This window comes from Inhella proteolytica (assembly GCF_016093275.1).
Classification (GTDB): Bacteria; Pseudomonadota; Gammaproteobacteria; order Burkholderiales; family Burkholderiaceae_C; genus Inhella; species Inhella proteolytica.
Map to the genome: position 1 here is coordinate 352793 of NZ_JAEDAK010000003.1, position 21905 is coordinate 374697.

Sequence of the window (21905 nt, forward strand, 5' to 3'; positions counted from 1 at the left end):
GGTCCTTTCAGGGCAGCAGGCAGCGGCCATCGCCGCCGTCGCGCAGGTAGTAGTCGGTGGAAAGGCTGCCGTTCGCGGCCGAGATGACGTTGCGGCCCGCGGCCAGGAACACGGGGGTATGGGTCTTCTGCACGCTGAGCTGGGTCAGGGGCACGCCGTTGAGCGAGACATTGAGCAGGAAGCCGCCGTTGTCGAACAGATGCACATAGGGCTGCGCCTGGCCGCTGGCCGGGTTCAGCGCGCAGCCGGGCGTCACGGTGGCGTAGGACTTGCCGCTGGCGGCGTACTCCAGCGTGCCGTCGGCGCTGAAGGTGTTGCCCGAGGTGTTGGGCACCGCACAGGTGTCGGCGTTCACATTGAACACATAGGTGTCCGCCGTCTTGCGGCTCAGGGTGACGGTGACGGCATTCGTGCCCATGCCCAGCCACACATCCGCGGCCGGTTGGGTGTCCGTCACGGTGGCCACCAGGCGCTGGTTCAGGGTGACGCTGGCGCTGGCGTTGCGCTTGGCGTTGTAGAGCCCGGCCTTGACCATCGGGCGCACCAGGCTGCCGGAGGCATCGGCCACGCATTGCACGGCGCTGGACGCAAAGGTTTGCCCGCTGCTGCCAACTTGCACGGCGCTGGCCGCCTGGGCAGGCGGGCCGGCCCAGCCCAGCGCGGCCCCGAGTGCCAGGGCAAAGGAAAGGTTTCTCATGCGTGCGCTCCTTCAAACAGCGGCGGGCCGTGGGGCCCAGCCAGGAGCGCGTTGTAGGCGCCGGAGTTAATTTCAAGCTGAATGGCGCACGCTGCGCCGCAGGACTCGGGCCGCGTCAGCGCGGCAACTGCACGCGCGCTTCCAGGCCGCCCAGCGTGGCCGATTGGCCCAGCTCCAGCCGGCCGCCGGCCGCCTCGGCGATGTCGCGCACGATGGCCAGGCCCAGCCCGTGCCCGGGCAGGCGCTCATCCGCGCGCAGCCCGCGCGCGCCCAGCGCCTCGCGCAGCTCGGCGGGGCATCCCGGGCCGTCGTCGGCCACGGTCAGGCATAGACCGTCGCGATCCGTCAGCGTGATCTCCACCCGCGATGCCGCCCATTTGCAGGCGTTGTCGCCCAGATTGCCCAGGATCTCGAGCAGGTCCTCGGCGTCGAAGGGGAGCACCTGCGCCGGGGCCTGCCAGCGGATGTCGAGCACCTTGTCGTGGTGGATGCGGCGCAGCAGTTCCACCAGCGCCGGCAGTTCCTGGTGGGCGCGAAAGCCCGGGCCGGAGCGACGGTCGCCCGCCATGCGGGCGCGCTTGAGCTCACGCTCGATGCGCCGCGTGATCGTCTCGATCTGCTCGCGCAGCAGGCGCTGCAGCTCCGGGTGTGCGCCGATGCGCGCGTCGTCGGCCAGGCGCTGCAGGCCGGCCAGCGGGGTCTTGACGGCGTGGGAGAGGTCGCCCATCGCCGTGCGCGACTTCTGCAGGCTCTGCTCCACATGCCGCACCAAGCGCCCGATCTCGTCCAGCAGCGGCCGGATCTCCGCCGGCGCGTCCGCGGGCACCACCAGCGTGTGGCCCTGCGCCACTTGCAGGATGCCGTCGCGTGCGCGGTCCACCGCGCGCAGCGCACGCCGGATCTCCAGCGCCTGGATGGCCATGGTCAGGGCCAGCACCAGCACCGAACCGGCCAGGAACATCAGCCGGAACTCGCGCAGCTGCGCGTCCAGTTCCGTGAGGTCCTCGGCCACGGCGATCTCGACCGGCACCGCCCCCGCCTGCACGCGGCGCACCATCAGCAGCACCGCTTGACCGTACGGCCCGGCAATGCGGGCCCGGGCCTCGCTGGCCAGACCGGTGGGTGCGAACAAGGGTTCGCGGCCGAACGAGGGCGAACCCACCGCCCAGCCGGCCCCCCGCAGCACCGCGTAATGGCCCGAGCCCGGCTGCCCATACACCAGGGCGACATGCTCGAAGTTGACCGCGCGGACATGGGGCTGGGCCTGAAGCGCACCGGCAAGGGAGTCCAGGTCGTGCTGCAGGCGCGTCGTCATCTCGCTCTCGCCGACGTGCAGGATCATGCGGTCGGCCATCCACCACTGCACGCACAGGCCGGCCAGCAGAACCAGCAGCACGCGCCGCAGGCGCCCGCGCAGGGAGCTCACGGGGCGGCCCGCCGCGGCCGGCGCCACGCGCTCGTTCATGACCGGCTGACGGACAGGCTCAGGGCTGCGCGCACAGCACATAGCCCTGGCCGCGCCGGGTGTGGATCAGGTCCTTGCCCAGCTTCTTGCGCAAGCGGTTGACGTAGACCTCGATGACATTGCTGTCGGGGTCCATGTCGCGCTCGTAGACGTGATCGCCCAGCGTGGCCTTCGAGACCACCTCGCCGCAGTGCACGACCAGGTAGCGCAGCAGGCGGTACTCCAGCGCGGTGAGCGCCTCGCGGCGCACGCCATCCACGATCACCGCCTGGTGCGCTTCGTCGAGCTCGATCCCCAGGCAGCGCAATCGCGGCGCCAGCGTGCCACCCTGGCGCCGCATCAGCGCCCCCAGGCGGGCCAGCAGTTCCTCGAAGTGGAAGGGCTTGCCCAGGTAATCGTCCGCACCGGCCTTCAGGCCTTCGACGCGCTCGTACCACTGGTCGCGGGCGGTCAAGGCGATGACGGGCATCCTGTGCCCGGCCTCGCGCCAGCGGCGCAGCACCTCGAGGCCGGAGAGGCCCGGCAGACCCAGGTCCAGCACCACGGCGTCGTAGGTCTCGCTGGCGCCCAGGAACTCCCCGCTCAGCCCATCCGCCGCCACGTCCACCGCGAAGCCGGCGGCGGCGAGGTCGCGCTTCAGGGTGTCGCGCAGCAGCGTGTCGTCCTCGACCACCAGCACCCGCATGAGCTCGCCCCCTTCCGGCCGGGGCCATGCGGTCCGGACCACGTCCGGGCACCCCCGCTGACGGCCCCTTGCACCCGCCCATCGTGGCGCGGCGGCCGCAGCGGGGCCATGAGCCAGGTCAAACCGGGGGCAAGCGCAGCCGTGCGGGTCGAGACCCCAGGGTCGCGGGGCCGGCAGGGCGCCGGCGCCCCTTCACTTCAGGCTGAAGCGCACGTTCGCCACCGGCTTGCCCGCCAACTGCACCGTGGCCACGATCTTGGTGCCAGGGCCCAGGGTGAAGGGCCCTTCGGCCTCCAGACGGTCGTCGCCCGCGGGTTTCAGCACGGCCTCGGTCTTGTCCTTGCCGCTCAGCACCAGCAGCTTGCCGGTGGCGCCGGCGGTGCTGGCCTTCTTGCCGTGATCGCTGGCGTGCAGGGTGATGCGCTCGGGCTTGGCCACCAGTTCCCAGTCCATGTGGGCGGTGGGCACCACGATGCCACCGTGCTTGGGTTGATGGTCCCCCCCGGCCTGGGCCAGCGGCAGGGCCAGGGCGAGCAGCAGGGCGGGCAGGGTCTTGAAAGGCGTGCGGGGCATGAAAGGCTCCTTGAGTCTGTGGGGCGTCAATAGACCTGGCCACCGGCATCGGCCGCCAGGCGTTCGATGGGGGCGCGCCCGAAGCGCCAGACCATCGCGGGGGTGAGGAAGGTGTCGAGCAGGGTGGCGCTGATGAGGCCGCTGAAGATCACCACCGCCACCGGGTAGAGCACCTCGGTGCCGGGCTGGCCGGCTTCGAACAGCAGCGGGGCCAAGGCCAGGGCGGCCACCAGGGCAGTCATCAGCACCGGGCTCAGGCGCTCCAGCGAGCCGCGGGTGAGCATGGCCGTGTCGAAGCGCTCGCCCTCGAAGGCGCACAGATTGATGTAGTGGCTGACCTTGAGGATGCCGTTGCGGATGGAGATGCCGGCCAGGGTGATGAAGCCGATCAGCGCCGCCACCGACAGCGGCTGGCCGCTGAGCTTGAGGCCGATGACCGCGCCCACCAGGGCGAGCGGGATGTTGGCCATGATGAGCAGGGTCAGCAAGCTGCTTTGGTAGCGGCTGTAGAGCACCAGAAAGACCAGCGCGGCGGAAACCAGGCTCAGGGCCGCGATGAGCCGGCTGGACTGTTCCTGCGCCTCGAACTGGCCGCCCAGCGTGATGAACATGCCCTCGGGCAGGCGGTGCTGGGCCACCACGGCGCGGATGTCGGCCACCACATCCGAGAGCGGCCGCTGGGCGGCGTTGGCAGACAGGACGATGCGGCGCTTGCCGTCGTCGCGGCTGATCTGGTTGGGGCCATCACCCTCCTCGATCTGCGCCAGCTTGCCCAGCGGCACGCGGCCGGCCGGGGTGTCGATCAGCAACTGCGGCAGCGCCTGCAGGCTGCGCGCGGGGTCGGCCAGGCGCAGCACCAGGTCGAAGCGGCGGTTGCCCTCCACCACCTGGGTGATGCGCTCGCCATCAACCAGCTGCTGCAGCTCGGCCAGCAGCTGGCCCGGCGCCAGGCCATAGGCGCGCGCGGCGGTGTGGTCCACACGCACCTGGATCTGCGGGGTGAGCACCTGCTTTTCCACCTCCAGGTCGGCAATGCCCGGAATGCTGGCCAGCTTGGCGCGCAGCGCCTCGGCCTGGCCGCGCAGGGTGTCCAGATCCTCACCAAAGAGCTTGATGGCGATGGCGCTGCGCACGCCGGAAAGCATGTGGTCGATGCGGTGGCTGATGGGCTGGCCCAGGCCGATGGCGGCGGGCAGATTGGCCAGGCGCTGGCGCAGGTCGGCGTACACGGCCTCCAGCGGGCGCTGGCTTTCGCGCAGGCCGATGTCCAGCTCGGACACATGCACGCCCTCGGCATGCTCGTCCATCTCGGCCCGGCCGGAGCGCCGGCCCACGTAAACAACCTCGGGCACGTCCTTCAGCAAGCGCTCGGCCTGGCGCGCCACCTGCACCGATTCCTGCAGCGTGGTGCCGGGGTTCAGGCGCAGGCCAATGAGCACCGAGCCTTCGTTGAACGGCGGCAGAAAGGTGGTGGGAAAGAAGGGCAGCAGCGCCAGCGCGCCCGCCACCGCCAGCACGCCGGCCGCCAGCACCGGGCGGGTGTGGGCAAACACCCAGGCCAAGCCGCGGGCGTAGCGCGCCTTCAGCCATTGCACCAGCTTGGGGTCGCCATGGTCCAGGCTCTTGAGCTTTGGCAAGAGGTAATAAGCCATCACGGGCGTGAGCGTGATGGACACGAGCATCGAGGCCAGGATGGACGTGATGTACGCGACCCCGAGCGGCACGAACAAGCGGCCCTCAATGCCCGGCAGCACAAAGAGCGGCACGAAGACGAGCACGATGATCAGCGTGGCCACGACGATGGCGCTGCGCACCTCCAGCGTGGCCTTGGCGATCAGTTCCAGCGGCCCCAGGCCCTGGGCCTGCTGGCGGTTGAGCTTGAGGCGCCGCAGCACGTTTTCCACGCCCACCACGGCGTCGTCCACCAGCTCGCCGATGGCAATGGCCAGGCCGCCGAGCGTCATGGTGTTGATGGACAGGCCAAAGTGACGGAACACCAGCACGGTGATGAGGATGGACGCCGGGATGGCGGCCAGCGAGATCAGCGTGGTGCGCAGATTGGCCAGGAAGAGGTAGAGCACCACCGCCACGATGGCGGCCGCCGTCATCAGCTTGCCCTGCAGGTTGCCGATGCTGGCTTCGATGAAGCTGGCCTGGCGGAAGGTGACGCGCGGTGCCTGCATGCCGGCGGGCAGGCCGGGCTTGAGCTCCACCAGCGCGGTTTCGATGGCGCGCGTCAGCGCCACGGTGTCGGCCTCGGGCTGCTTCTGCACGCCCAGGATGACGGCCGGCCCGCCGTTGAAGCCGGCGTCGCCCCGCTTGATGGCGGGCGCGAAGCGCACGCTGGCGACTTGGCTCAGCAGAATCGACTGACCGTTCTTCCACGCCACCGGCAGCTGCTGCAGGTCCTCCAGCCGCGTCGTGCGGCCCAGGTTGCGGATCAGGTATTCGCGCGCATTCAGCTCCAGAAAGCCGCCGCTGCTGTTGCCGGCATGGCCCTGCAGCGCGGCGCGCAACTGCTCCACGCTGACGCCCAGCTGCGCCATGCGCGCGCTGTCGGGCTGCACCTGGTACTGGCGCACCTCGCCGCCAATCGGGATCACCTGCGCCACGCCGGGGATGGCCAGCAGGCGTGGGCGCAGCACGAAGTCAGCGTACTCGCGCGTGGCCATGGCGCTGATCTGGGCCTCGTCGATGGGGATGGCGACCAGCATCACCTCGCCCATGATGGAGCTGATGGGCCCCATGGCCGCATGCTGCACGCCGGCCGGCAGCGCATCGCGCGCGGTGGTGAAACGCTCGTTAACGATCTGCCGCGCGCGGTAGATGTCGGTGCCCCAATCGAAGGTGACGTAGACGAAGGCCAGGCCGACCGAAGACACCGAGCGCACCGCCGTGACACCGGGCAGGCCGCTCATGGCCTGCTCCAGCGGCAGGGTGACGAGCTGCTCCACCTCCTCGGGCGCCATGCCGCCGGCCTCGATCTGCAGCGTCACCTGCGGGCGGTCCAGGCTGGGAAAGACATCGACCGGCGTGCGGGTGAGCGTCAGCGCGCCCAGCACCATCATGGCCAGGGCGATGGCCAGCACCACCAGCCGGTTGCGCAGGCTGCTGTGAACCAGGAACTCGAACATGTCAGCGCACCTGGTTCAAAAGAGTGGCGCTTTGGATGACGACGCGATCGCCATCGTTCAGGCCCTGGGTGATGGCCACGCGCGCGCCGTCCAGCGCCTGCGCCTGCACCACACGCGGCACGAAGCGCTCGGGCGCCTGCTTGACCCAGACGATGGTCTGGTTCGAGGGGTTCTTCATCAGCGCCTGCGCCGGCACGGCATGGCCCTTGACGGTGCGGCGGCTCTGCACCACCACGCGCACGCTCTGGCCCAAGGCCAGGCCCGAACTTGTCCCATTCACACCCATGAAGTTCAAGGGCAAGGCCTGCTCGCGCAGGCGGCTGCCGGCGCCCAGGAAGCGCAGCGGCTGGGCCGCCCCATCCGCAACAAATGCCGCGCCGATGTCGTTCGCCAGCGCGATGTCATACGCCAACGCCTCGATGCGCAGGCGCTGCGGGTCCACCACCTCGAACAAGAGTTCGCGCGCCTCGACGATCTGACCGGCCGCGGCATGGGCCGAAGCGATGACGCCGCTGACCGGCGCCCGCAGGGCCTCGCGCCCGCTCAGGCCCTGGCCCAGCGCCGCCATGCGCGCGCGCAGGCTTTCCACCTCCATCTGCGCGGCCTCGATCTCGCGGCGCGGCACGGTGTCCGCCAGCTCCTGCAGGCGCTGGGCGCGCTGCTCGGCCAGGCGCAGCGCGGCACGCCACTCGGCCAACTGGGCCGCCTGGGCGGAACGCTCCAGCGCGCCGGCCAGCGGCTCCACATAGCCCAGCAGCTGCCCACGCTGCACGCGCTGCCCCAGCGTGGGCAGGCCCTGCGGCGGCGCCAGCAGGCGGCCGCTCTGCGCGGCCTGCACCGGGCCGCCGGCGTTCGGGTCCATCACCACCTGGCCCTGCAGCTCCTGGCTGCGCGGCAGCTCGGCGGCGCTGACGGCCAGCGTGCGCAGACCCAGCTGGCGCTGCGCGGGCTTGGGCAGGTAGACCGAGCCATCGGGCAGGCGCTGCGGGGCGCCGGCGGTGGCGGGGGCGGCTTCATCGCCGTGGTCGTGCCCGGGGCCGGCCCAGGCAGTTGCGAGCACCAGGCTGGCGCTCCAGATCAGCAGGACGCGCTTCATGCGGCACCCCCCTTCTGGCGCATGCGCAGCGCGGTGCCAGCGCCAATCAGCGCCAACAGGGCGAAGCCGGCCCACAGACCCAAACGCTTCCAATTTCGCGGCTCGTGCTCCTCGTGCGCCTGACCATGCAGGTCCAGCTCGCCGGCCAGCAGGTCCGCGTCCTCGCCCGCCATCACCGTGGCGGTGACGGCATGCACGCCCGCGGCCGGCACGGCGGCCAGCTCGGCGCGAAAGCTGCCATCGGCCTGGGGCTGCGGCTTGAGCTGGGCGCCGGCCAGCTCCAGCTCCAGCGTGGCGGCGGTGACGGGCGCGTTGCTGTCGGCACGGTCCAGGTAGAGCGTCAGGGCCTTGCCCTCCAGCACGCCCACCAGCTCGAACAGCTCGGAGCTGGCGACGAAGCGCGGCTGGGCCGGGGCGCTGGCATTGGGGGCGTCGTGGTCATGGTCGTGGTCATGGCCCGGGCCGGCCCAGGTGGGGTGCACCAGCAGCAGGGCCAGCGCGATCAACAGGTGTTGGGGGTTCATCAGCGTTCTTTCGGTGCGGCGCTATTGCGGCAGCAGGCCCAGGGCCTGGCGCAGCTGGGCAATGGCCTGGTGCAGGGCGATGCGCGCACGCGCCTGCTCGCGCTGGGCCTGGGCGGCCTCCAGCTCCACGCGCAGGCGGGTGGGCAGATCGGTCTCGCCCAGGCGGAAGGATTTGTCGAAGAAGGTGCGCGTCTCGCGCGCCAAGCGCGCGCGCTCGTCGGTGGCCTGCAGCACGGCGCGGGCGGCGGCCAGGGCGGCGCGGGCGCTGTGGGCCTGGGCCTGCACGCGTTCGCGCTCGCGCGCCAAGGCGATCTCCGCCTCGGTCTGCTCGGCCGTGGCATGGGCCAGTGCGGCGCGCTGGCGCTGCCCGCCGCCCAGCGGGATCCGCAGGCCCAGGCTCAGCGTGCCGTTGCTGGCCTCGCCGCGGGCGCCCCGCTCGCGGGTCTGCAGCAGCGTGAGCTCCGGGTTGGCGCGCGATTGCGCCTGCGCCAGCGCTGCGGCGCTGCGCGCCGCCTGGGCCTTGGCGGCCAGTGCAGCCAGCAGCGGGTGGGCCGGGGCATCGTCGGCCGGCTCGGGCTCGGGGCTGTCGAGCAGGGGCAGCGCCTCTTGCGGCGCCAGGCCCAGCAGGGCGCGCAGCTCCTGTTCGGCGGCGCTGCTGCGGGCTTGCGCCAGCAGGTGCTCGGCGCGCGCGGCCGCAGCAGCGGCCTCGGCCTGGTGCCGGTCGGCGCGGGCCAGCTCACCCGCCTGGGTGCGACGGGCCACATCGGCCGCCAGGGCCTGGCTGGCCTGCCAGCGCTCCTGCGCGGCCTGCTGCTCTTCGCGTGCCAGGGCCAGCGCCCACCAATGTTCGCGCAGCAGCTGGGCCAGCTGCCACTGCGCGCGCAGGGCCTCGGCCTCGAGGCTCTGGGCCTGCGCCGCTGCCAGCGCCTGGCTGCGCGCGCGCTCGTTCGGCAGCCACAGCGGCACGGCCAGGCCGAGCTCCACCTCCTGCGCGCCCTGGCGTCGGTTGAAACGGTCGCTGCGCAGCGAGGCCTCGAGCGCGGCGGGCTCGGGGGTCCAGGCGGCGGCGGCTTCGCGCTGGGCCTGCACGGCCTCGCGGCGCGCGGCCAGGGCCTGCGCCTCGGGCTGACGGGCCCAAGCGCGCTCAAAGGCTTGCGGCAGGCTCAGCGGCTCCGGGCCGGCCGAGGCCAGGGCCGGGCTGGCGGCCGCCCAGGCTGCGCACAGCAGGGCCAGCGGCCGCAGCCGGGCTTGAAAAATCCAATGCATCCGATGCTCCAGGGTGGAAACAAACCACGGGGGCGATCGGCGAGGGGCGGGCTGCTGCGCAGCCCGCGGGCGGAGTCAGGTCGGCACTCCCTCGCCGTTCAGGCGAGGGCCGTCCACTGCGGGCGTTCGGGCCGCGGGCCGGCGCGGGCTGGTGTGGCAGCACTGCCGTCTTCCAGCCAGGGCATGGACAGCCGCACCTGCGGCGCCTGAGCCTCGGCCGGCGGCAGGGGAGTCAGGTGGCCGTGGCAATGGCTGCAGTCCAAGCTGGCGCCCGGGTCGTCGGCGTCGTCGACCTGGAGCTGGGCATGGTGGTATTGGTCGCCCGGCTCGGCATGCAGGGCATGGGTCGTCGCGCCCTCGTGCTCGTCCCCGCAGTACGGGCCCAGCAAGGCCCAGCTGAACTGCAGAGGCAGCAGCAGGGCGAGCAGGAGGAGGAGCAGGCGGTTCATCAGGGGTCGCAGTCTATCGAGGGCGGGCGGGATGGCCCTGTCGCAGATCAAGCCAGAGAAGGCGAGTGGAAAGCCTGGAGCCGGTGCAGGGTCAAGCCCCAGTCCCTTCATAGCCTGGGGTTATGGCCCGCGCGGTGCTTGGCAGCGAAACGGGGCCGGTGCCTGACCACAATCGCGCGCATGCGCCCCCTGCTCCCGCTGCTGCTGTTTCTGACCGCCCTCACCGCCTGGGCCAGCCCTGCCCTCGCCGCCAAACCTCTCGTTTATTGCGCCGACGCCAGCCCCGAGGGCTTCGACCCCGGCCTGTGGGACAGCAGCAGCACCAGCAATGTGAACAACCAGATGTTCCAGGGCCTGCTGGGCTTCAAGCGCGGCGGCACCGAGCTCATCCCCAAGCTGGCCACGGCCTGGGAGGTCTCGCCCGACGCCACGGTGTTCACCTTCACCCTGCGCCCCGGCGTGCTGTTCCACCGCACGGCCTGGTTCACGCCCACGCGAGCCTTCAATGCCGATGACGTGCTGTTCACTTACCAGCGCTTCATCCACCCGCAGCACCCCTTCAACCAGGCCTTCCCGGCCAACTTCATCTACCCGCAGAACCTTGGCCTGGCCAAGCAGATCGCCTCGATCGAGAAGCTGGACGAGCTGCGCGTGCGCTTCACGCTGCGCGCGCCCAACGTCACCTTCCTGAGCACCTTCGCGATGAGCTTTGCCGGCATCCAGTCGGCCGAGTACGGTGCGCAGCTGCTGCGCCAAGGCCAGGCGGCGCAGATCAACCGCCTACCGGTGGGCACCGGGCCCTACCAGTTCAAGCGCTACGAAAAAGACCATGTGGTGCGCATGCAGGCCCACCCCGGCTACTGGGGCGGCCAGCAGCGCACGCCGGCGCTGCTGTACAGCATCAGCCGCGAGCCGGCGGTGCGGGTGCAGAAGCTGATTGCCGGCGAATGCCAGGTCACCAGCCCGATCCGGGACGTGGATGTGGCCTCGGTCATGAAGCGGCCCGGCGTGCGCCTGGAAAAGATCCAGGCGCTGAACATCTCCTACCTGGCCTTCAACCTGAAGAAGGCGCCACTGACCGACCGCCGCGTGCGCGAGGCGCTGGACATCGCGGTGGACCGCAACGCCATCTTCAAGGCCCTGTTCCCGCGCGGCGATGCCCTGCAGGCCGTGAGCGCCTTCCCGCCCGCCATTCCCGGCTTCCACCAAGGCCTGAAGAACGAGTTCAACCCGGAGCGGGCGCGCCAGCTGCTGGCCGACGCGGGCCTGGGCCAGGGCTTCGAGCTGGACCTCTGGGCCCTGCCGGTGGCGCGGCCCACCAACCCCAATGGCCAGCTGATGGCGCAGCTGATCCAGCAGGACTGGGCGCGCATCGGCGTGCGCGCGCGCATCAAGACCTACGAGTGGGGCGAGTACCTGAAGCGCGCCAACAAGGGCGAGCACGACGTCTACATGAGCGGCTGGAGTGGCGACAGCGGCGACGCCGACGACTTCCTCACCCCCAACCTCAGCTGCGCCGCCAACAAGACCGGCATCAAGTTCTGCCACCCCGAGTTCGAGCGCCTGATCGACCAGGCCCGCGCCACCACCGACCCGCAGGCGCGCATGCGCCTGTACGAGCAGGCCCAGGAGATCTTCAAGCGCGAGCGTCCCTGGATCACCATGGCGCACTCCACGATCTACATTCCCGTGCGCCAGGACGTGCGCGGCTTCACGATGGCGCCCAACGGCAGCGTCGATTTCGAAGGGGTGTTCAGGGAATGAGGCTCAGGCACATCGAGGTCTTCCACGCCATCATGCAGGCCGGCTCCATCAGCGGCGCGGCGCAGGTGCTGCACATCTCGCAGCCCGCCGTCACCAAGGTGCTGCAGCACGCCGAGCTGCAACTGGGCCTGCCGCTGTTCGACCGCGTCAAGGGCAAGCTGGTGCCCACGCCCGAGGCGCAGCGCCTGTTCGTCGAGGTGGACAAGCTCAACCGCGACCTGATCGGCATCCGCCGCCTGGCCGCCAGCCTGCGCGCCGGCGAGTCCGAATCCCTGCGCGTAATGGCCACCCCGGCCCTCGGCGCTTCGGTGCTGCCAGCGGCCATGTCCGCCTGGGCCAAGGCCTTCCCGAACAACCACTGCCGCCTGGCCACGCACCACACGCGCGAGATCGTCAGCGCCCTGCTGGTGGGCGAGGCCGACCTGGGCCTGAGCCTGCAGGACCCGCGCCACCCCGGCATCAAGGCCGAGGTGCTGGCCAGCGGCCCGCTGATGGCCCTGTGCCCGCTGGGCAGCCCCGAGGCCCAGGCCGAAGGTCCGCTGGCGCTGACTGAAATCGAAAGCGAACTGATCGCCATGGCCGAGGACGACCCGCTGGGCAGCCAGCTGATGGCCGGCTTCGAAGCCGCCGGCCTGCACCCGCGCAGCCGCTTCACCGTGCAGACCTACCAGCTGGCTCGCTCGCTCGTCGAGGCCGGCCTGGGCCTCTCCGTGGTGGACCCCTTCACCGCCACCGCAGCCGACCGCAGCCGCGTGCGCGTGCGCCCGCTCAAGCCCAGCGCGCCGGTGAACCTGGTGCTGCTGAGCGCCGCCAACGCGCCCCTGCCCCAGGTGGGCCGCAAGCTCGTGAAGCAAATTGCCGACGCCACGCGCGCCAGCCTGGCCACGCTATGAGCGCGCCGCTCACCCTGCTCTGCGAGGACGTGCCCGGCCATCCGGACTTCGTGCACCTGCTCAGCCTGCCCGAACTGGACCTGGACCTGCGCTACGCCACGCGCGACAACTTCGTCGGCCGCGCCGTCTACGGCGGGCTGGACTGCGCCTGGCTGCGCCGCGAAGCCGCCACCGGCCTGCAGCAGGCCGCCGCCTGGCTGGATGCCCGGCAACCCGGCCTGCGCCTGCGCGTGCTGGACGCCCTGCGCCCGCAGCGCGTGCAGGAGGCGCTCTACCAGGAGCTGGCCGGCACGCCGCTGGCCATCTACCTGGCCCACCCCGAGCGCGGCTCCATCCACAGCTTCGGCATGGCGGTGGACGTGACCCTGTTGGACGCACAAGGCCAGGAGCTGGACATGGGCTCGGGCTTCGACGAGATGGACGCCCTTTCCCACCCCGAGTTCGAGGCCGAGCTGCTGGCGCAGGGGCGCCTGACGCCCGCGCAGCTGCAGGCGCGCGGCTGGCTGCGCGCCGCCATGCGCCAGGCCGGCTTTCACCCCATCACCACCGAGTGGTGGCATTTCGACTTCGGCGACCGCACCCAGGTGCGCGCCCAACTGCCCCGGGTGCTATGAGCGTTTCGCGCCGTCATCTGCTGAGCCTGGCCGCGGCCGGCACCGCCCTCCCCGCCTTTGCCGAATCGAGGCCGGTGCTGCGGGCGCCGCGCCTGAAACCCGGCGACACGCTCGGCCTCATCAGCCCGGCCCACGCCACCTACGAGCGCGAGCCCTTTCAGATCGCCACCGAGGCCCTGCAGGCGCTGGGCTTCAAGGTCAAGCCGGGTGCGCACCTGCGCGCCCGCCACGGCCACTTGGCGGGCACCGACGCCCAGCGCGCCGAGGACATCAACCGCTTCTTCGCCGACGACGGCGTGCAGGGCCTGATCGCGCTGACCGGCGGCAGCGGCGGCACGCGCATCCTGCCGGCCATCGACTACGCGCAGATCCGCCGCACGCCCAAGTTCTTCGGCGGCTTTTCGGACCTGACGGCGCTGGTGAATGCCATCCACCAGCAGACCGGGCTGATCACCTTCCACAGCCCCACCGCGCTCTCGCAATGGAACGGTTTCAGCGTCGAGCACTTCAGGGCGCTGGTGATGCAGGCCGGCACGCCGCTGCTGAAGAACCCCACGGGCGAGCTGGGCGAGCACCTGGTGCAGACGAATGACCGCATCCAGACGATCCGCGGCGGGCGCGCGCGCGGCCGCCTGGTGGGCGGCAACCTGGCAGTGCTGACGGCCATGGCCGGCTCGGCCTACTGGCCGGATTTCCGCGGCGCCATCCTGTTCCTGGAAGACATCAACGAGTACATCTACCGCGTCGACCGCATGCTCTCCACCCTGCGCCTGACCGGCGCGCTGAGCCAGGTGGCGGGCGTGGTGCTGGGTCAGTTCACCAAGTGCGAGCCCGGCGAGGGCTATGGCGCGCTCACGCTCGACGAGCTGTTCGACGAGTACTTCCTGCCGCTGAACGTGCCCGTCTACCGCGGCGCCATGATCGGCCACATCCGCCGCAAATTCACCGTGCCGGTGGGGGCGCTGGCCGAGATCGACGCCGACGCCGGCACGCTGCAGCTGCTGGAACCCGCGGTGGGCTGATCAGAGGTCCTGCATCAGGCTGTCCACCGCGCGCTGCAGCAGACTGGGTTCGGCCACATCCGTCACCAGGCCTTCCGCACGCAGGCGCTCCAGCGCACGGCGCGTGAGCGAATGCGAGCCGCCTTCAAGCGGCGACGAGAACATGAAGAAGCCGCCGTTCTCGCTCTGCCACATCAGGCGCGCCGTCACCCACTGACCCTGCAGGAAGATCTTGCAGCGCTGGCCTTCGCGCAGGCCCTTGACCCACTGCGCCACCGCCGCACCGGCGGCTTCGGCATCCAGGCCCATGGGCACGGTGGGCAGATGGCCCAAATTGGTGTCGCTGTGGCCCCAACGGTCGGCCGGCTGTTCGCGCAGATAGGCGTCGTCGTCGTCCCACTGGATGTCGGTGTCCGGCCCAGCGGGCGCGGCCTGAGCGATCGGCTCCGCAGGTGCCGGCGCCGGGCCTGCGGCGGCGGCGGGCAGCAGCAGCTTGCGATGGGCGTCCATCAGCTCGTCCAGCATGGCCTCGGCGCGCACCTTGGACATGCCCACCAGCTGCATGCCGCGCTGCAGGCGGGCCACCAGCCCGGGCAGCTCGCGCATGCGCCGCTGGCGCTGTGCGGCGTCCTGCAGCGGCTGCAGGCTGGACAGCAACTCGTCCACAGCGGACAGCATGCCCTGCGTCTCCGCGTGGCCATCACCGAGGTGCACGACGGCATGCGCCATCACATCCGTCCAGGGGCCGAGCAGGAAGAGCCGCAGGTTCTCACCCACCTGGGGCACCTTGCGCAGGGAAAGCTGCACCTGCTCGCGCAGCACCGGCCGCAGCGCATCCTCGTGCTCGGCCTGATCCAGCAGGCGGCGTGCGTCGGCCGCGCGAGCCAGCTCGGCCGCCTCGTCCTGCGCCACGTAGCCGCGCAGCTCGCCCAAGGCCTGGGCGTAGGCCTCCCGGCCCGGCGCCGCTCCGGTGGCCAGGCGGTCCACCAGCGGCTCCACGAACTGCATGAAATCGGAGGCCGCGGCGTCTTCGGGCTGGCCGTGCTCCTCGGCATAGCTGGCAATCTGCTCGATCAGCTGCCACACCGGGTGATCCTGGCTGGCCAGCACGCTGCGGTCGCGCTGCGCGGTCTTCTGCACCGTGCCCTGCAAGCGCGCCACCACGCGGCGCATCGGGCCGTTCAGCCGGGGGTCGGTCAGCATCTCCTGAAACAGGCGCGCCAGCAGGGCCACGCTGGGGTCGTCCCCACCCGCTTGCAGCCTCGGGCTGGACAGCAGGCGCTGCATCGAAGGCCCCAGGGCCAAACGGGCCTCCTGGCTGCCCCCCGGCGCCGCACTGCGCTGGTAGCGCGCTTCCTCGACCCCCCATGAGCGGATCTGCTGCGCCGCTTCGGTGTAGGCAGTCTTCAGCACCTCGGCCGCACCCGCGCAGGCGGCCCGCATCAGGGCGGCGCGTTGAACCGGCGGAAGTTGCATGGCCTGGGCCATCTCGCTGAAGGCGCGGGCGTACACCGCCGGGCCGGCCGGGTACTGCGCCAGGCCCATGGGTTCGCCATGCGCCACCTGCAGGGCACTGGCCAGGCCCACCAGTTCGCGCAAGACCCATTCGGCCTCCAGGTCCACCACCTGGATCACGCGCGAGACCTCGATCTCGCGTTCGGCCTGGTCCTCGTCCACCAGGGTCAGATCGCTGAGGCTGCGCGGTGCGGCCGGGCGCGCCGCCGCGGGGGCGGGCCGCCGCTTCAGCTGCGCCGCCGTGATGCCCTGCCGGATGCGCGTCGCCAGATCACCCACCCAGCGGGCATGCGCGGAGCGGATCAAGGCCAGCACCGGCTGGGCAGCAGCGCGGTCCATCACGGGCTCCGCCAGCTTGCGCACGCAGGCCGCCAGCCATTGCTCGGCCACCGGCTGGGCGGCTGCCCGCATGTGGTCGAGGTGGCGCTGAAAAAGTTCGGATTCAGACATCGCGATCGCTCTGAACAAAGCGCCCGCAAGGCGCCCACGCGCGCCAGAGGGCGCGCACAAAGCGAATGACTCTAGCCGAGCCTCTCCGGCGCGCTTTTCGCAAGCCCGGACTGCCCATGCACTTTGCCGCGGCAATTCGTCCCGGCCGCAGTTTGCGCGCCGCAAATAGACCAACGGCCTGCGCCGTTTCCGGTGCAAGCCGTTGATTTCATTCAGGTATTTTGGTGGGCCCTGTAGGATTCGAACCTACGACCAACGGATTAAGAGTCCGCTGCTCTACCAACTGAGCTAAGAGCCCTGAATTTTCCGGCCGCCATTATGGCGGTGGTGGGTCGGGCGAGACTCGAACTCGCGACCAACGGATTAAAAGTCCGCTGCTCTACCGACTGAGCTACCGACCCGCGTCAGGAAAGCCTGTCAGTATATGCATACTTTTTGAAGTCTTCAAGCGCGCGTCGAAATTTCTTTCAAACATTGCCGGATGAGCTCCGCAGCGGCGGCCATGCCAAAGGCGGCGGTCACCATCACGCTGGAGCCATAGCCGGCGCAATTCAGGCTGCCATCCACGGCGCAGGCCTCGCCCTCCTGAACCGGCCGCGCCACCGCCTCGCGCGAAAACACGCAGCGCAGCCCGATGCGCCCTTGCCGCGGCGCGGCTTGCTCGCGGCGCAGACGGGCGCGCAACGAAGCGAGCAGCGGGTCGTGCGTGGTCTCGGCCAGATCGGCCAGCTCCAGCGCCTCCGGTCGTTGCTTACCGCCCGCCGCTCCCACGCTGACGAACGCGTTGCGCTGCTGCAGCGCCCAGGCCGCCAGCCTGGCCTTGGCACGCACCTGATCGCAGGCGTCGATCAGGCCATCCAGCAGAGCGCCCTCCAACAGGTCCGGCCAGTTGCCGGGTTCGACGAAGGCGTCGATCACGCGCACCTCGCAGCCGGGGTGGATCTCTGCGATGCGTGCGCGCAGGGCCTCGCCCTTGTGCTGCCCCAGGCTGCAGCTCAGCGCCTGCACCTGACGGTTGATGTTGGACTCGGCCACATGGTCGAGGTCGATCAACGTCAGCCCCGCGACGCCGCTGCGCGCCAGGGCCTCCACCGCCCAGGAGCCCACCCCACCCAGGCCCACCACCCCCAGGCGCAGCCCGCGCAGGGCCGCGTAGCCGGGGTCACCGTAAAGCCGGCGCAGGCCACCGAAGCGGCGCTCCAGGTCCTCAGCCTGCATGGTCGGCCCGCCAGAGTTGGTAGCGCAGCGCACCCAGCGCACCGAGCACGATGCCTGCGGTGGCCAGCAGGCTGCCCAGGCTGAGCGTAGACAGGCCGCTGATGCCCTGGCCGAAGGTGCAGCCCAGCGCGGTGACGCCGCCCACGCCCATCAGCAGCGCACCCACCAGATGGTTGGCCAGATCCTCGGTCTGGCGAAAGCCTTCCCAGCGGAACTCGCGCCGCAGCAGGCTGCTGAGCGCCGCGCCCGCGATCACCCCCAGCAGCACCGCCACGCCCAGGCTCAGGGTCTTGCTGCGGTCGCTGAAGAACAGCAGGTAGTCCAGCAGGCCAGCACTGGGCGAAACAAAGCTGAAGGACTCCGGGCGGTTGCCCGCGGTGGCCAGATAGACCGGCTCCAACGTGGCCGGGTGCTCGGGCACAAAGGCAAAGCGGCTGCTCAGCGCCCACAGCGCGCACACCAGCAATCCGACGCCTGCCCCACCCATCCACACTTCCGCACGGCGGCCTTCGGGGTGGCGGAGCACCCAGGTCAGCAGCAGAACGCCCAGGCCGAGCCCCAGGCCCAATGCCAGCTGCGGTACCGGCAGGCCCAGCGCCTGCGCGAGCAGGCTGGGCAGATCCTGGCCCGTGGGCAGTTCGATCACCCAGCGGTCCAGCCCATGGTGACGCAGCACCGCGGTCAGCCCGCGCAGTGTCATGAAGGCCGCCAGGCCCATCACCAGCAGCACCACCAGGGACTTGAGGTTGCCGCCGCCCACGCGCACCAGGGTCTTGGTGCCGCAGCCCGAGGCCAGCACCATGCCGAAGCCGAAGAGCAGGCCCCCGACCGGATGCGAAACCCAGAGCAGCGTGCGCGCGCCGTAAACGGTTTGCGCCGCGCTGACCCAGCCGGCCGCCACCAGCAGGTTGAAGCCGATCAGCGCCACGGCGATGGCCAGCACCCATTGGCGCAGCCGGGCGCGTTCGCCCAGCAAGGCGGCGTCGCTGATTGCCCCCATCACACAGAACTGGGTGCGCTGGGCCAGCGCGCCCAAGAGCGCCCCGAGCCCAAAGCCCAGGGCCAGCACCTGCTGGGTGCGCGTCAACAGCTCAGCTTCGTTCATCGCTGCCAAAAAAGAAGGCCCGCGGCAGAGGCGGCGGGCCGGGTGGGGTTCGGGCCGCGAGGCCTCACTTCAAGCTGGCGCGGCGCTCTTTCGCGGCCTGGGCGGCTTCGCTGCCCGGGTGCGCCTTGATGAGCTCGTCCAGGGTCTTGCGCGCCGACTTGCTGTCCTTCAGCTCGATCTGGCAATTGGCCAGGGCGAGCAGGGCCTCGGGCACGCGCGGGTGCTGGGGGTTGAGCTTCAGAAACTCGCGGAAGGTGGCGATGGCCGGCGCGTAGGCACGCTGGCCGTACTGGGCATTGCCCAGCCAGAAGCGCACCGCCGCGCCATAGCCGCTGGCCGAGAAGCGCTTCAGGAAGCTTTCGTAGGCGCTGGCGGCCTGGGCGAACTCGCCGCGGCGCAGCAGGCCCATCGCAGCCTCGTACTGGCGCTGCTCCTCGGGTTCGACCTTGAACTCCTGGCCATCCAGCGAGACCTTCTGCGGCTCGAACTGCTTGATGCGGGCATCAAAGCCCTGCAGCTGGTCGCTCAGGCGACGCTGGGTGTCCGCCAGATCGCGCGTGAGCTGCTCGTTGGCGCCGCGCAGGCGGGCCATCTCGGCGCGCAACGCCTCGTTCTGGTTGGAAATCTCGAGCAGGCTGCGACGTAGGGTCTGCAGCTGATCCTGCAGGTCCTGGCTGGAGGCCAGGCGCTTTTGCGCCTCCTCCAGCGCAGTGACCTTGGCGCGCAATTCCAGGATGGCCTTGCGCGCCTCGTCGTCGGAGAACAGCGCGGCCTGCGCCGGCAGTGCGCCGGCCAGGGCCAGAACCGCACAGAGCTGACGCAGGCGCTGTTGCATCACTTGTCCTTGACTTCGACGCGACGGTTCTTGGCCCAGACGGCTTCGCCGGTGCCCTGAACAGCCGGGCGCTCCTTGCCGAAACTGACCGGCTCGGCCTGGCCGGCGGCCACGCCCAGCAGGCCCAGCTGCTGGCTCACGGCCTCGGCGCGCTTCTGGCCCAGAGCCAGGTTGTACTCGCGGCTGCCGCGCTCGTCGGCATGGCCTTCCAGGCTGACCTTCTGGGTCTTGATCAGGTTCAGGCGCTTGGCGTGGGCTTCAACGGTGGGGCGGAACTCGTCCTTCACCACATAGCTGTCGAAGTCGAAGTAGATGACGCGCTTGTCGGCCACGGCAGCCAGCTGCTCGGCAGCCAGGTCAACGGTCTTGACGGCCGATTCCGGGGCCTTCGGCTGGGCCGGCTGGGCCGGGGTGGGCTGACGGGTTTCGACCGGAGCCTTCGGGGTCTCTTCCAGCTTGGTGGTGCTGCAACCGGCGAGGACAGCGGCGGCCACGGCGGCCAGGGCAAAGCGGGACATCGTCATGTCGAACTCTCGAATGAATGAAGCCGGCGGACCGGCGTGGGTGGGACGGAAAACCCGTAATTGTCGCGGATTTCGGGCCAGCTTGGCTTGGCACCCGGATTCAGGCCCCTGCCGATTCCGGCACAGATCGGGCAAAAACGGCATGGCTCCGTGGCCTTCAGCGGCCGAACGGCCCCCAGGCGGGCTCACGCACATCGGCACTGGTGATGATGAGCTTGGCCTTGACCTTGCCATCCAAGGTCGAGGTCATCAGCACATCGCGGCCCTGCGAGCGGGTGGCGTAGACGAGCAGCTTGCCATTGGGCGCGAAGCTGGGCGATTCGTCGTCCACCGTGTCGCTGATGACGCGCGTGCCGCCGCCATTGGCGAGGTCCATCACGCAGACGCGGAAGGCACCGTCCTGGCGTGCCACGTAGGCCAGGCTGCGACCATCGGGGCTGATGGCGGGGCTGACGTTGTAGGGCCCGTTGAAGCTGACCCGCTCGGCCGTGCCGCCCTCCACGGGCATGCGGTAGATCTGCGGGCCACCCCCCCGGTCGCTGACGAAATACAGCGTGCGTCCATCGGGCGTGAAGACGGGTTCGGTGTCGATGGCCAGGTTGCGCGCCAGGCGCTGCAGGCCGGAACCATCGCGGTTGATCATGAAGAGCTGCGTGCCGCCGTCGCGCGAGAGCGAGAGCGCGAGGCGCTGGCCGTCGGGCGAGAAGGTCGGTGCACTGTTGGTACCGCGGAAGTCCGCCAAGGTGCGGCGCTGGCCGGTGGCCAGGTCCTGCAGATAGACCACCGCCTTGCCGGTGTGAAAGCTCACGTAGGCGATGGTGTGGCCATCGGGCGCCCAGGCCGGCGAGATCAGCGGCTCGGGGCTGGTCACCGCCACCTGGCCGCCCTCGCCGTCGGCGTCGGCAATGCGCAGCGCGTACTGGCGGCCAGCCTTGGTGACATAGGCCAAACGGGTGGCAAACACGCCGCGCTCGCCGGTCAGCTTCAGGTAGATGGCATCAGCCATGCGGTGCGCGGCCAGGCGCAGATCGTCCTGCATCACCAACTGGCTCTCGCCGCCAAGATCCTTGCCCGACACCACGTCCCAGAGCCGGAAACGCACATCAAATCGGCCATCCGCCAGCCGGGTGATGGAGCCGCCCACCAGCGCGTCGGCGGCCTTGGCGCGCCAGTCGGTGAAGGCGGGGCTGCTCAGTTCGGTGATCGGCGCGAGGCCGGCGTCGACCAGTTTGAACTGGCCGCTGCGTTCCAGGTCGGCGCGCACGATGGCGGCCACGCCGGTGCGGGATTCGTCGCGGAACTCGCCGATGGCGATTGGCAGCTGGGTGGCGCCCACGCCGGAGATCTCGACCCGGAACTGGGCCCAGGCGGGCAGGCAGGTGGCGCCCAGGGCGGCGAACAGATGGCGACGGTTGAGGCGGGGGTTCAGGCTCATGCGCGGTACAGCTTGGGAAGGCGGGCGCGATTGTGACCCCGACCACAATCCCTGCCGAAAGGACGCCCGCCATGACCGCCATCTGCCGCTACCCCGTGCCCGCCGTGGCCGAACTGCCCGAGGACCTGCGCGCCCGCATCCTGGAGGTGCAGGAGAAGGCCGGCTTCGTGCCCAATGTCTTCTTGGCGCTGGCGCGCCGGCCGGCCGAGCTGCGCGCCTTTCTGGCCTACCACGACGCCCTGCTGCTGCGGGAAGGGGGCCTGAGCAAGGCCGAGAAGGAAATGATCATCGTGGCCACCAGCGGCGCCAACCGCTGCCTGTACTGCGTGGTGGCGCATGGCGCCATCCTGCGCGTCTACACCAAGGCGCCGCGGCTGGCGGATCAGCTCGCCACCAACCCGTTGAAGGCCGAGGTGACGTCCCGGCAGGCTGCCATGCTGGCCTTTGCCATGAAGGTCTGCCTGGACGCCCAATCCATCAGCGAGGCCGACTACGCCGCCCTGCACGCCGCCGGCTTCGACGACGAGGACGCCTGGGACATCACCAGCATCGTCGGCCTGTTCGGCATGAGCAACCGCATCGCCAACAGCATTTCGCTGATGCCCAACGAAGACTTCTATCTGATGGGGCGGGTGCCCAAGGCCAGGGCCTGAAGCCCTTGC

At 70.5% G+C, this 21905-nt stretch carries 20 protein-coding genes and 2 tRNA genes; 5 read left to right on the forward strand and 17 right to left on the reverse strand.

Annotated features, from left to right (window positions below; genetic code table 11):
* Nucleotides 1–7: 7 nt before the first annotated feature.
* From I7X39_RS06650 to I7X39_RS06690, 9 genes are all read right to left on the reverse strand, one after another.
* Nucleotides 8–697, reverse strand: coding sequence for a hypothetical protein (locus tag I7X39_RS06650; protein ID WP_198110185.1), 690 nt, complete (start codon nt 695–697; stop codon nt 8–10).
* A gap of 115 nt (nt 698–812) precedes the next feature.
* Entirely contained in the window at nt 813–2162 is a 1350-nt protein-coding gene (locus I7X39_RS06655; RefSeq protein WP_198110186.1) for a sensor histidine kinase, read from the reverse strand.
* Between the two features lie 19 nt (nt 2163–2181).
* Nucleotides 2182–2847: a response regulator transcription factor gene (locus I7X39_RS06660; RefSeq protein ID WP_198110187.1), complete on the reverse strand. Its 666-nt coding sequence runs from the start codon at nt 2845–2847 to the stop codon at nt 2182–2184.
* Between the two features lie 192 nt (nt 2848–3039).
* A complete protein-coding gene (locus I7X39_RS06665) occupies nt 3040–3420 on the reverse strand; it encodes a hypothetical protein (RefSeq protein ID WP_198110188.1) in 381 nt (126 codons plus the stop codon).
* A 26-nt stretch (nt 3421–3446) separates the two neighbouring features.
* Nucleotides 3447–6554: an efflux RND transporter permease subunit gene (locus I7X39_RS06670; RefSeq protein ID WP_198110189.1), complete on the reverse strand. Its 3108-nt coding sequence runs from the start codon at nt 6552–6554 to the stop codon at nt 3447–3449.
* A gap of 1 nt (nt 6555) precedes the next feature.
* Nucleotides 6556–7650 carry an efflux RND transporter periplasmic adaptor subunit gene (locus tag I7X39_RS06675; protein WP_198110190.1) on the reverse strand — a complete coding sequence of 365 codons (1095 nt, stop codon included), beginning with the start codon at nt 7648–7650 and terminating at the stop codon, nt 6556–6558.
* Nucleotides 7647–8174, reverse strand: coding sequence for a hypothetical protein (locus I7X39_RS06680; protein WP_198110191.1), 528 nt, complete (start codon nt 8172–8174; stop codon nt 7647–7649). Before I7X39_RS06680 ends, I7X39_RS06675 begins: the two co-directional genes overlap by 4 nt.
* A gap of 21 nt (nt 8175–8195) precedes the next feature.
* The gene (locus I7X39_RS06685; protein ID WP_198110192.1) at nt 8196–9440 is read right to left on the reverse strand and encodes a TolC family protein; all 1245 of its coding nucleotides are present in this window, start codon (nt 9438–9440) and stop codon (nt 8196–8198) included.
* 98 nt (nt 9441–9538) lie between these two features.
* On the reverse strand, nt 9539–9889 hold the full coding sequence (locus tag I7X39_RS06690; protein ID WP_198110193.1) for a cobalt-zinc-cadmium resistance protein: 351 nt from the start codon (nt 9887–9889) through the stop codon (nt 9539–9541).
* 180 nt (nt 9890–10069) lie between these two features.
* Here I7X39_RS06690 and I7X39_RS06695 point away from each other — a divergent pair, with 180 nt between their 5' ends.
* The 4 genes from I7X39_RS06695 to I7X39_RS06710 are packed head-to-tail and all read left to right on the forward strand — an operon-like array spanning nt 10070 to nt 14182.
* Nucleotides 10070–11653 (forward strand): ABC transporter substrate-binding protein, encoded by a 1584-nt coding sequence (locus I7X39_RS06695; protein ID WP_198110194.1) that lies wholly within the window; start codon nt 10070–10072, stop codon nt 11651–11653.
* On the forward strand, nt 11650–12546 hold the full coding sequence (locus I7X39_RS06700) for a LysR family transcriptional regulator (RefSeq protein WP_198110195.1): 897 nt from the start codon (nt 11650–11652) through the stop codon (nt 12544–12546). Before I7X39_RS06695 ends, I7X39_RS06700 begins: the two co-directional genes overlap by 4 nt.
* Nucleotides 12543–13160, forward strand: coding sequence for a M15 family metallopeptidase (locus I7X39_RS06705; protein WP_198110196.1), 618 nt, complete (start codon nt 12543–12545; stop codon nt 13158–13160). Before I7X39_RS06700 ends, I7X39_RS06705 begins: the two co-directional genes overlap by 4 nt.
* A complete protein-coding gene (locus tag I7X39_RS06710; protein WP_198110197.1) occupies nt 13157–14182 on the forward strand; it encodes a S66 peptidase family protein in 1026 nt (341 codons plus the stop codon). The genes I7X39_RS06705 and I7X39_RS06710 overlap by 4 nt, the downstream gene beginning before the upstream one ends.
* Here I7X39_RS06710 and I7X39_RS06715 read toward each other — a convergent pair whose 3' ends face one another.
* The 8 genes from I7X39_RS06715 to tolB form a co-directional block, all read right to left on the reverse strand.
* The gene (locus tag I7X39_RS06715) at nt 14183–16126 is read right to left on the reverse strand and encodes a DUF1631 family protein (RefSeq protein ID WP_198110198.1); all 1944 of its coding nucleotides are present in this window, start codon (nt 16124–16126) and stop codon (nt 14183–14185) included.
* A 222-nt stretch (nt 16127–16348) separates the two neighbouring features.
* Nucleotides 16349–16424, reverse strand: a tRNA-Lys gene (locus I7X39_RS06720).
* A 27-nt stretch (nt 16425–16451) separates the two neighbouring features.
* Nucleotides 16452–16527 (reverse strand) — tRNA-Lys (locus tag I7X39_RS06725).
* A 43-nt stretch (nt 16528–16570) separates the two neighbouring features.
* Nucleotides 16571–17344 (reverse strand): tRNA threonylcarbamoyladenosine dehydratase, encoded by a 774-nt coding sequence (locus tag I7X39_RS06730; protein WP_198110199.1) that lies wholly within the window; start codon nt 17342–17344, stop codon nt 16571–16573.
* On the reverse strand, nt 17334–18449 hold the full coding sequence (locus tag I7X39_RS06735) for a YeeE/YedE family protein (RefSeq protein WP_198110200.1): 1116 nt from the start codon (nt 18447–18449) through the stop codon (nt 17334–17336). Before I7X39_RS06735 ends, I7X39_RS06730 begins: the two co-directional genes overlap by 11 nt.
* 64 nt (nt 18450–18513) lie before the next feature.
* Nucleotides 18514–19284: a tol-pal system protein YbgF gene (gene ybgF, locus I7X39_RS06740; protein ID WP_198110201.1), complete on the reverse strand. Its 771-nt coding sequence runs from the start codon at nt 19282–19284 to the stop codon at nt 18514–18516.
* Nucleotides 19284–19808 carry a peptidoglycan-associated lipoprotein Pal gene (gene pal, locus I7X39_RS06745; RefSeq protein ID WP_198110202.1) on the reverse strand — a complete coding sequence of 175 codons (525 nt, stop codon included), beginning with the start codon at nt 19806–19808 and terminating at the stop codon, nt 19284–19286. Before pal ends, ybgF begins: the two co-directional genes overlap by 1 nt.
* A 157-nt stretch (nt 19809–19965) precedes the next feature.
* Nucleotides 19966–21243, reverse strand: coding sequence for a Tol-Pal system beta propeller repeat protein TolB (gene tolB / locus I7X39_RS06750; RefSeq protein ID WP_198110203.1), 1278 nt, complete (start codon nt 21241–21243; stop codon nt 19966–19968).
* 71 nt (nt 21244–21314) lie between these two features.
* Between tolB and I7X39_RS06755 the strand changes: the two genes are divergently transcribed.
* Nucleotides 21315–21896: a peroxidase-related enzyme gene (locus I7X39_RS06755; protein ID WP_198110204.1), complete on the forward strand. Its 582-nt coding sequence runs from the start codon at nt 21315–21317 to the stop codon at nt 21894–21896.
* Nucleotides 21897–21905 lie beyond the last annotated feature (9 nt).

Excerpts from the sequence above, each read along its gene's own strand:
- I7X39_RS06690 (WP_198110193.1), bottom strand. The coding sequence starts at position 9,889 with ATGAACCGCCTGCTCCTCCTCCTGCTCGCCCTGCTGCTGCCTCTGCAG.
- I7X39_RS06680 (WP_198110191.1), bottom strand. The coding sequence starts at position 8,174 with ATGAACCCCCAACACCTGTTGATCGCGCTGGCCCTGCTGCTGGTGCAC.
- I7X39_RS06730 (WP_198110199.1), bottom strand. The coding sequence starts at position 17,344 with ATGCAGGCTGAGGACCTGGAGCGCCGCTTCGGTGGCCTGCGCCGGCTT.
- I7X39_RS06755 (WP_198110204.1), top strand. The coding sequence starts at position 21,315 with ATGACCGCCATCTGCCGCTACCCCGTGCCCGCCGTGGCCGAACTGCCC.
- I7X39_RS06735 (WP_198110200.1), bottom strand. The coding sequence starts at position 18,449 with ATGAACGAAGCTGAGCTGTTGACGCGCACCCAGCAGGTGCTGGCCCTG.
- pal (WP_198110202.1), bottom strand. The coding sequence starts at position 19,808 with ATGACGATGTCCCGCTTTGCCCTGGCCGCCGTGGCCGCCGCTGTCCTC.
- I7X39_RS06655 (WP_198110186.1), bottom strand. The coding sequence starts at position 2,162 with ATGAACGAGCGCGTGGCGCCGGCCGCGGCGGGCCGCCCCGTGAGCTCC.
- tolB (WP_198110203.1), bottom strand. The coding sequence starts at position 21,243 with ATGAGCCTGAACCCCCGCCTCAACCGTCGCCATCTGTTCGCCGCCCTG.
- I7X39_RS06665 (WP_198110188.1), bottom strand. The coding sequence starts at position 3,420 with ATGCCCCGCACGCCTTTCAAGACCCTGCCCGCCCTGCTGCTCGCCCTG.
- I7X39_RS06715 (WP_198110198.1), bottom strand. The coding sequence starts at position 16,126 with ATGTCTGAATCCGAACTTTTTCAGCGCCACCTCGACCACATGCGGGCA.
- I7X39_RS06660 (WP_198110187.1), bottom strand. The coding sequence starts at position 2,847 with ATGCGGGTGCTGGTGGTCGAGGACGACACGCTGCTGCGCGACACCCTG.
- I7X39_RS06695 (WP_198110194.1), top strand. The coding sequence starts at position 10,070 with ATGCGCCCCCTGCTCCCGCTGCTGCTGTTTCTGACCGCCCTCACCGCC.
- I7X39_RS06675 (WP_198110190.1), bottom strand. The coding sequence starts at position 7,650 with ATGAAGCGCGTCCTGCTGATCTGGAGCGCCAGCCTGGTGCTCGCAACT.
- I7X39_RS06700 (WP_198110195.1), top strand. The coding sequence starts at position 11,650 with ATGAGGCTCAGGCACATCGAGGTCTTCCACGCCATCATGCAGGCCGGC.
- ybgF (WP_198110201.1), bottom strand. The coding sequence starts at position 19,284 with ATGCAACAGCGCCTGCGTCAGCTCTGTGCGGTTCTGGCCCTGGCCGGC.
- I7X39_RS06710 (WP_198110197.1), top strand. The coding sequence starts at position 13,157 with ATGAGCGTTTCGCGCCGTCATCTGCTGAGCCTGGCCGCGGCCGGCACC.
- I7X39_RS06650 (WP_198110185.1), bottom strand. The coding sequence starts at position 697 with ATGAGAAACCTTTCCTTTGCCCTGGCACTCGGGGCCGCGCTGGGCTGG.
- I7X39_RS06685 (WP_198110192.1), bottom strand. The coding sequence starts at position 9,440 with ATGCATTGGATTTTTCAAGCCCGGCTGCGGCCGCTGGCCCTGCTGTGC.
- I7X39_RS06670 (WP_198110189.1), bottom strand. The coding sequence starts at position 6,554 with ATGTTCGAGTTCCTGGTTCACAGCAGCCTGCGCAACCGGCTGGTGGTG.
- I7X39_RS06705 (WP_198110196.1), top strand. The coding sequence starts at position 12,543 with ATGAGCGCGCCGCTCACCCTGCTCTGCGAGGACGTGCCCGGCCATCCG.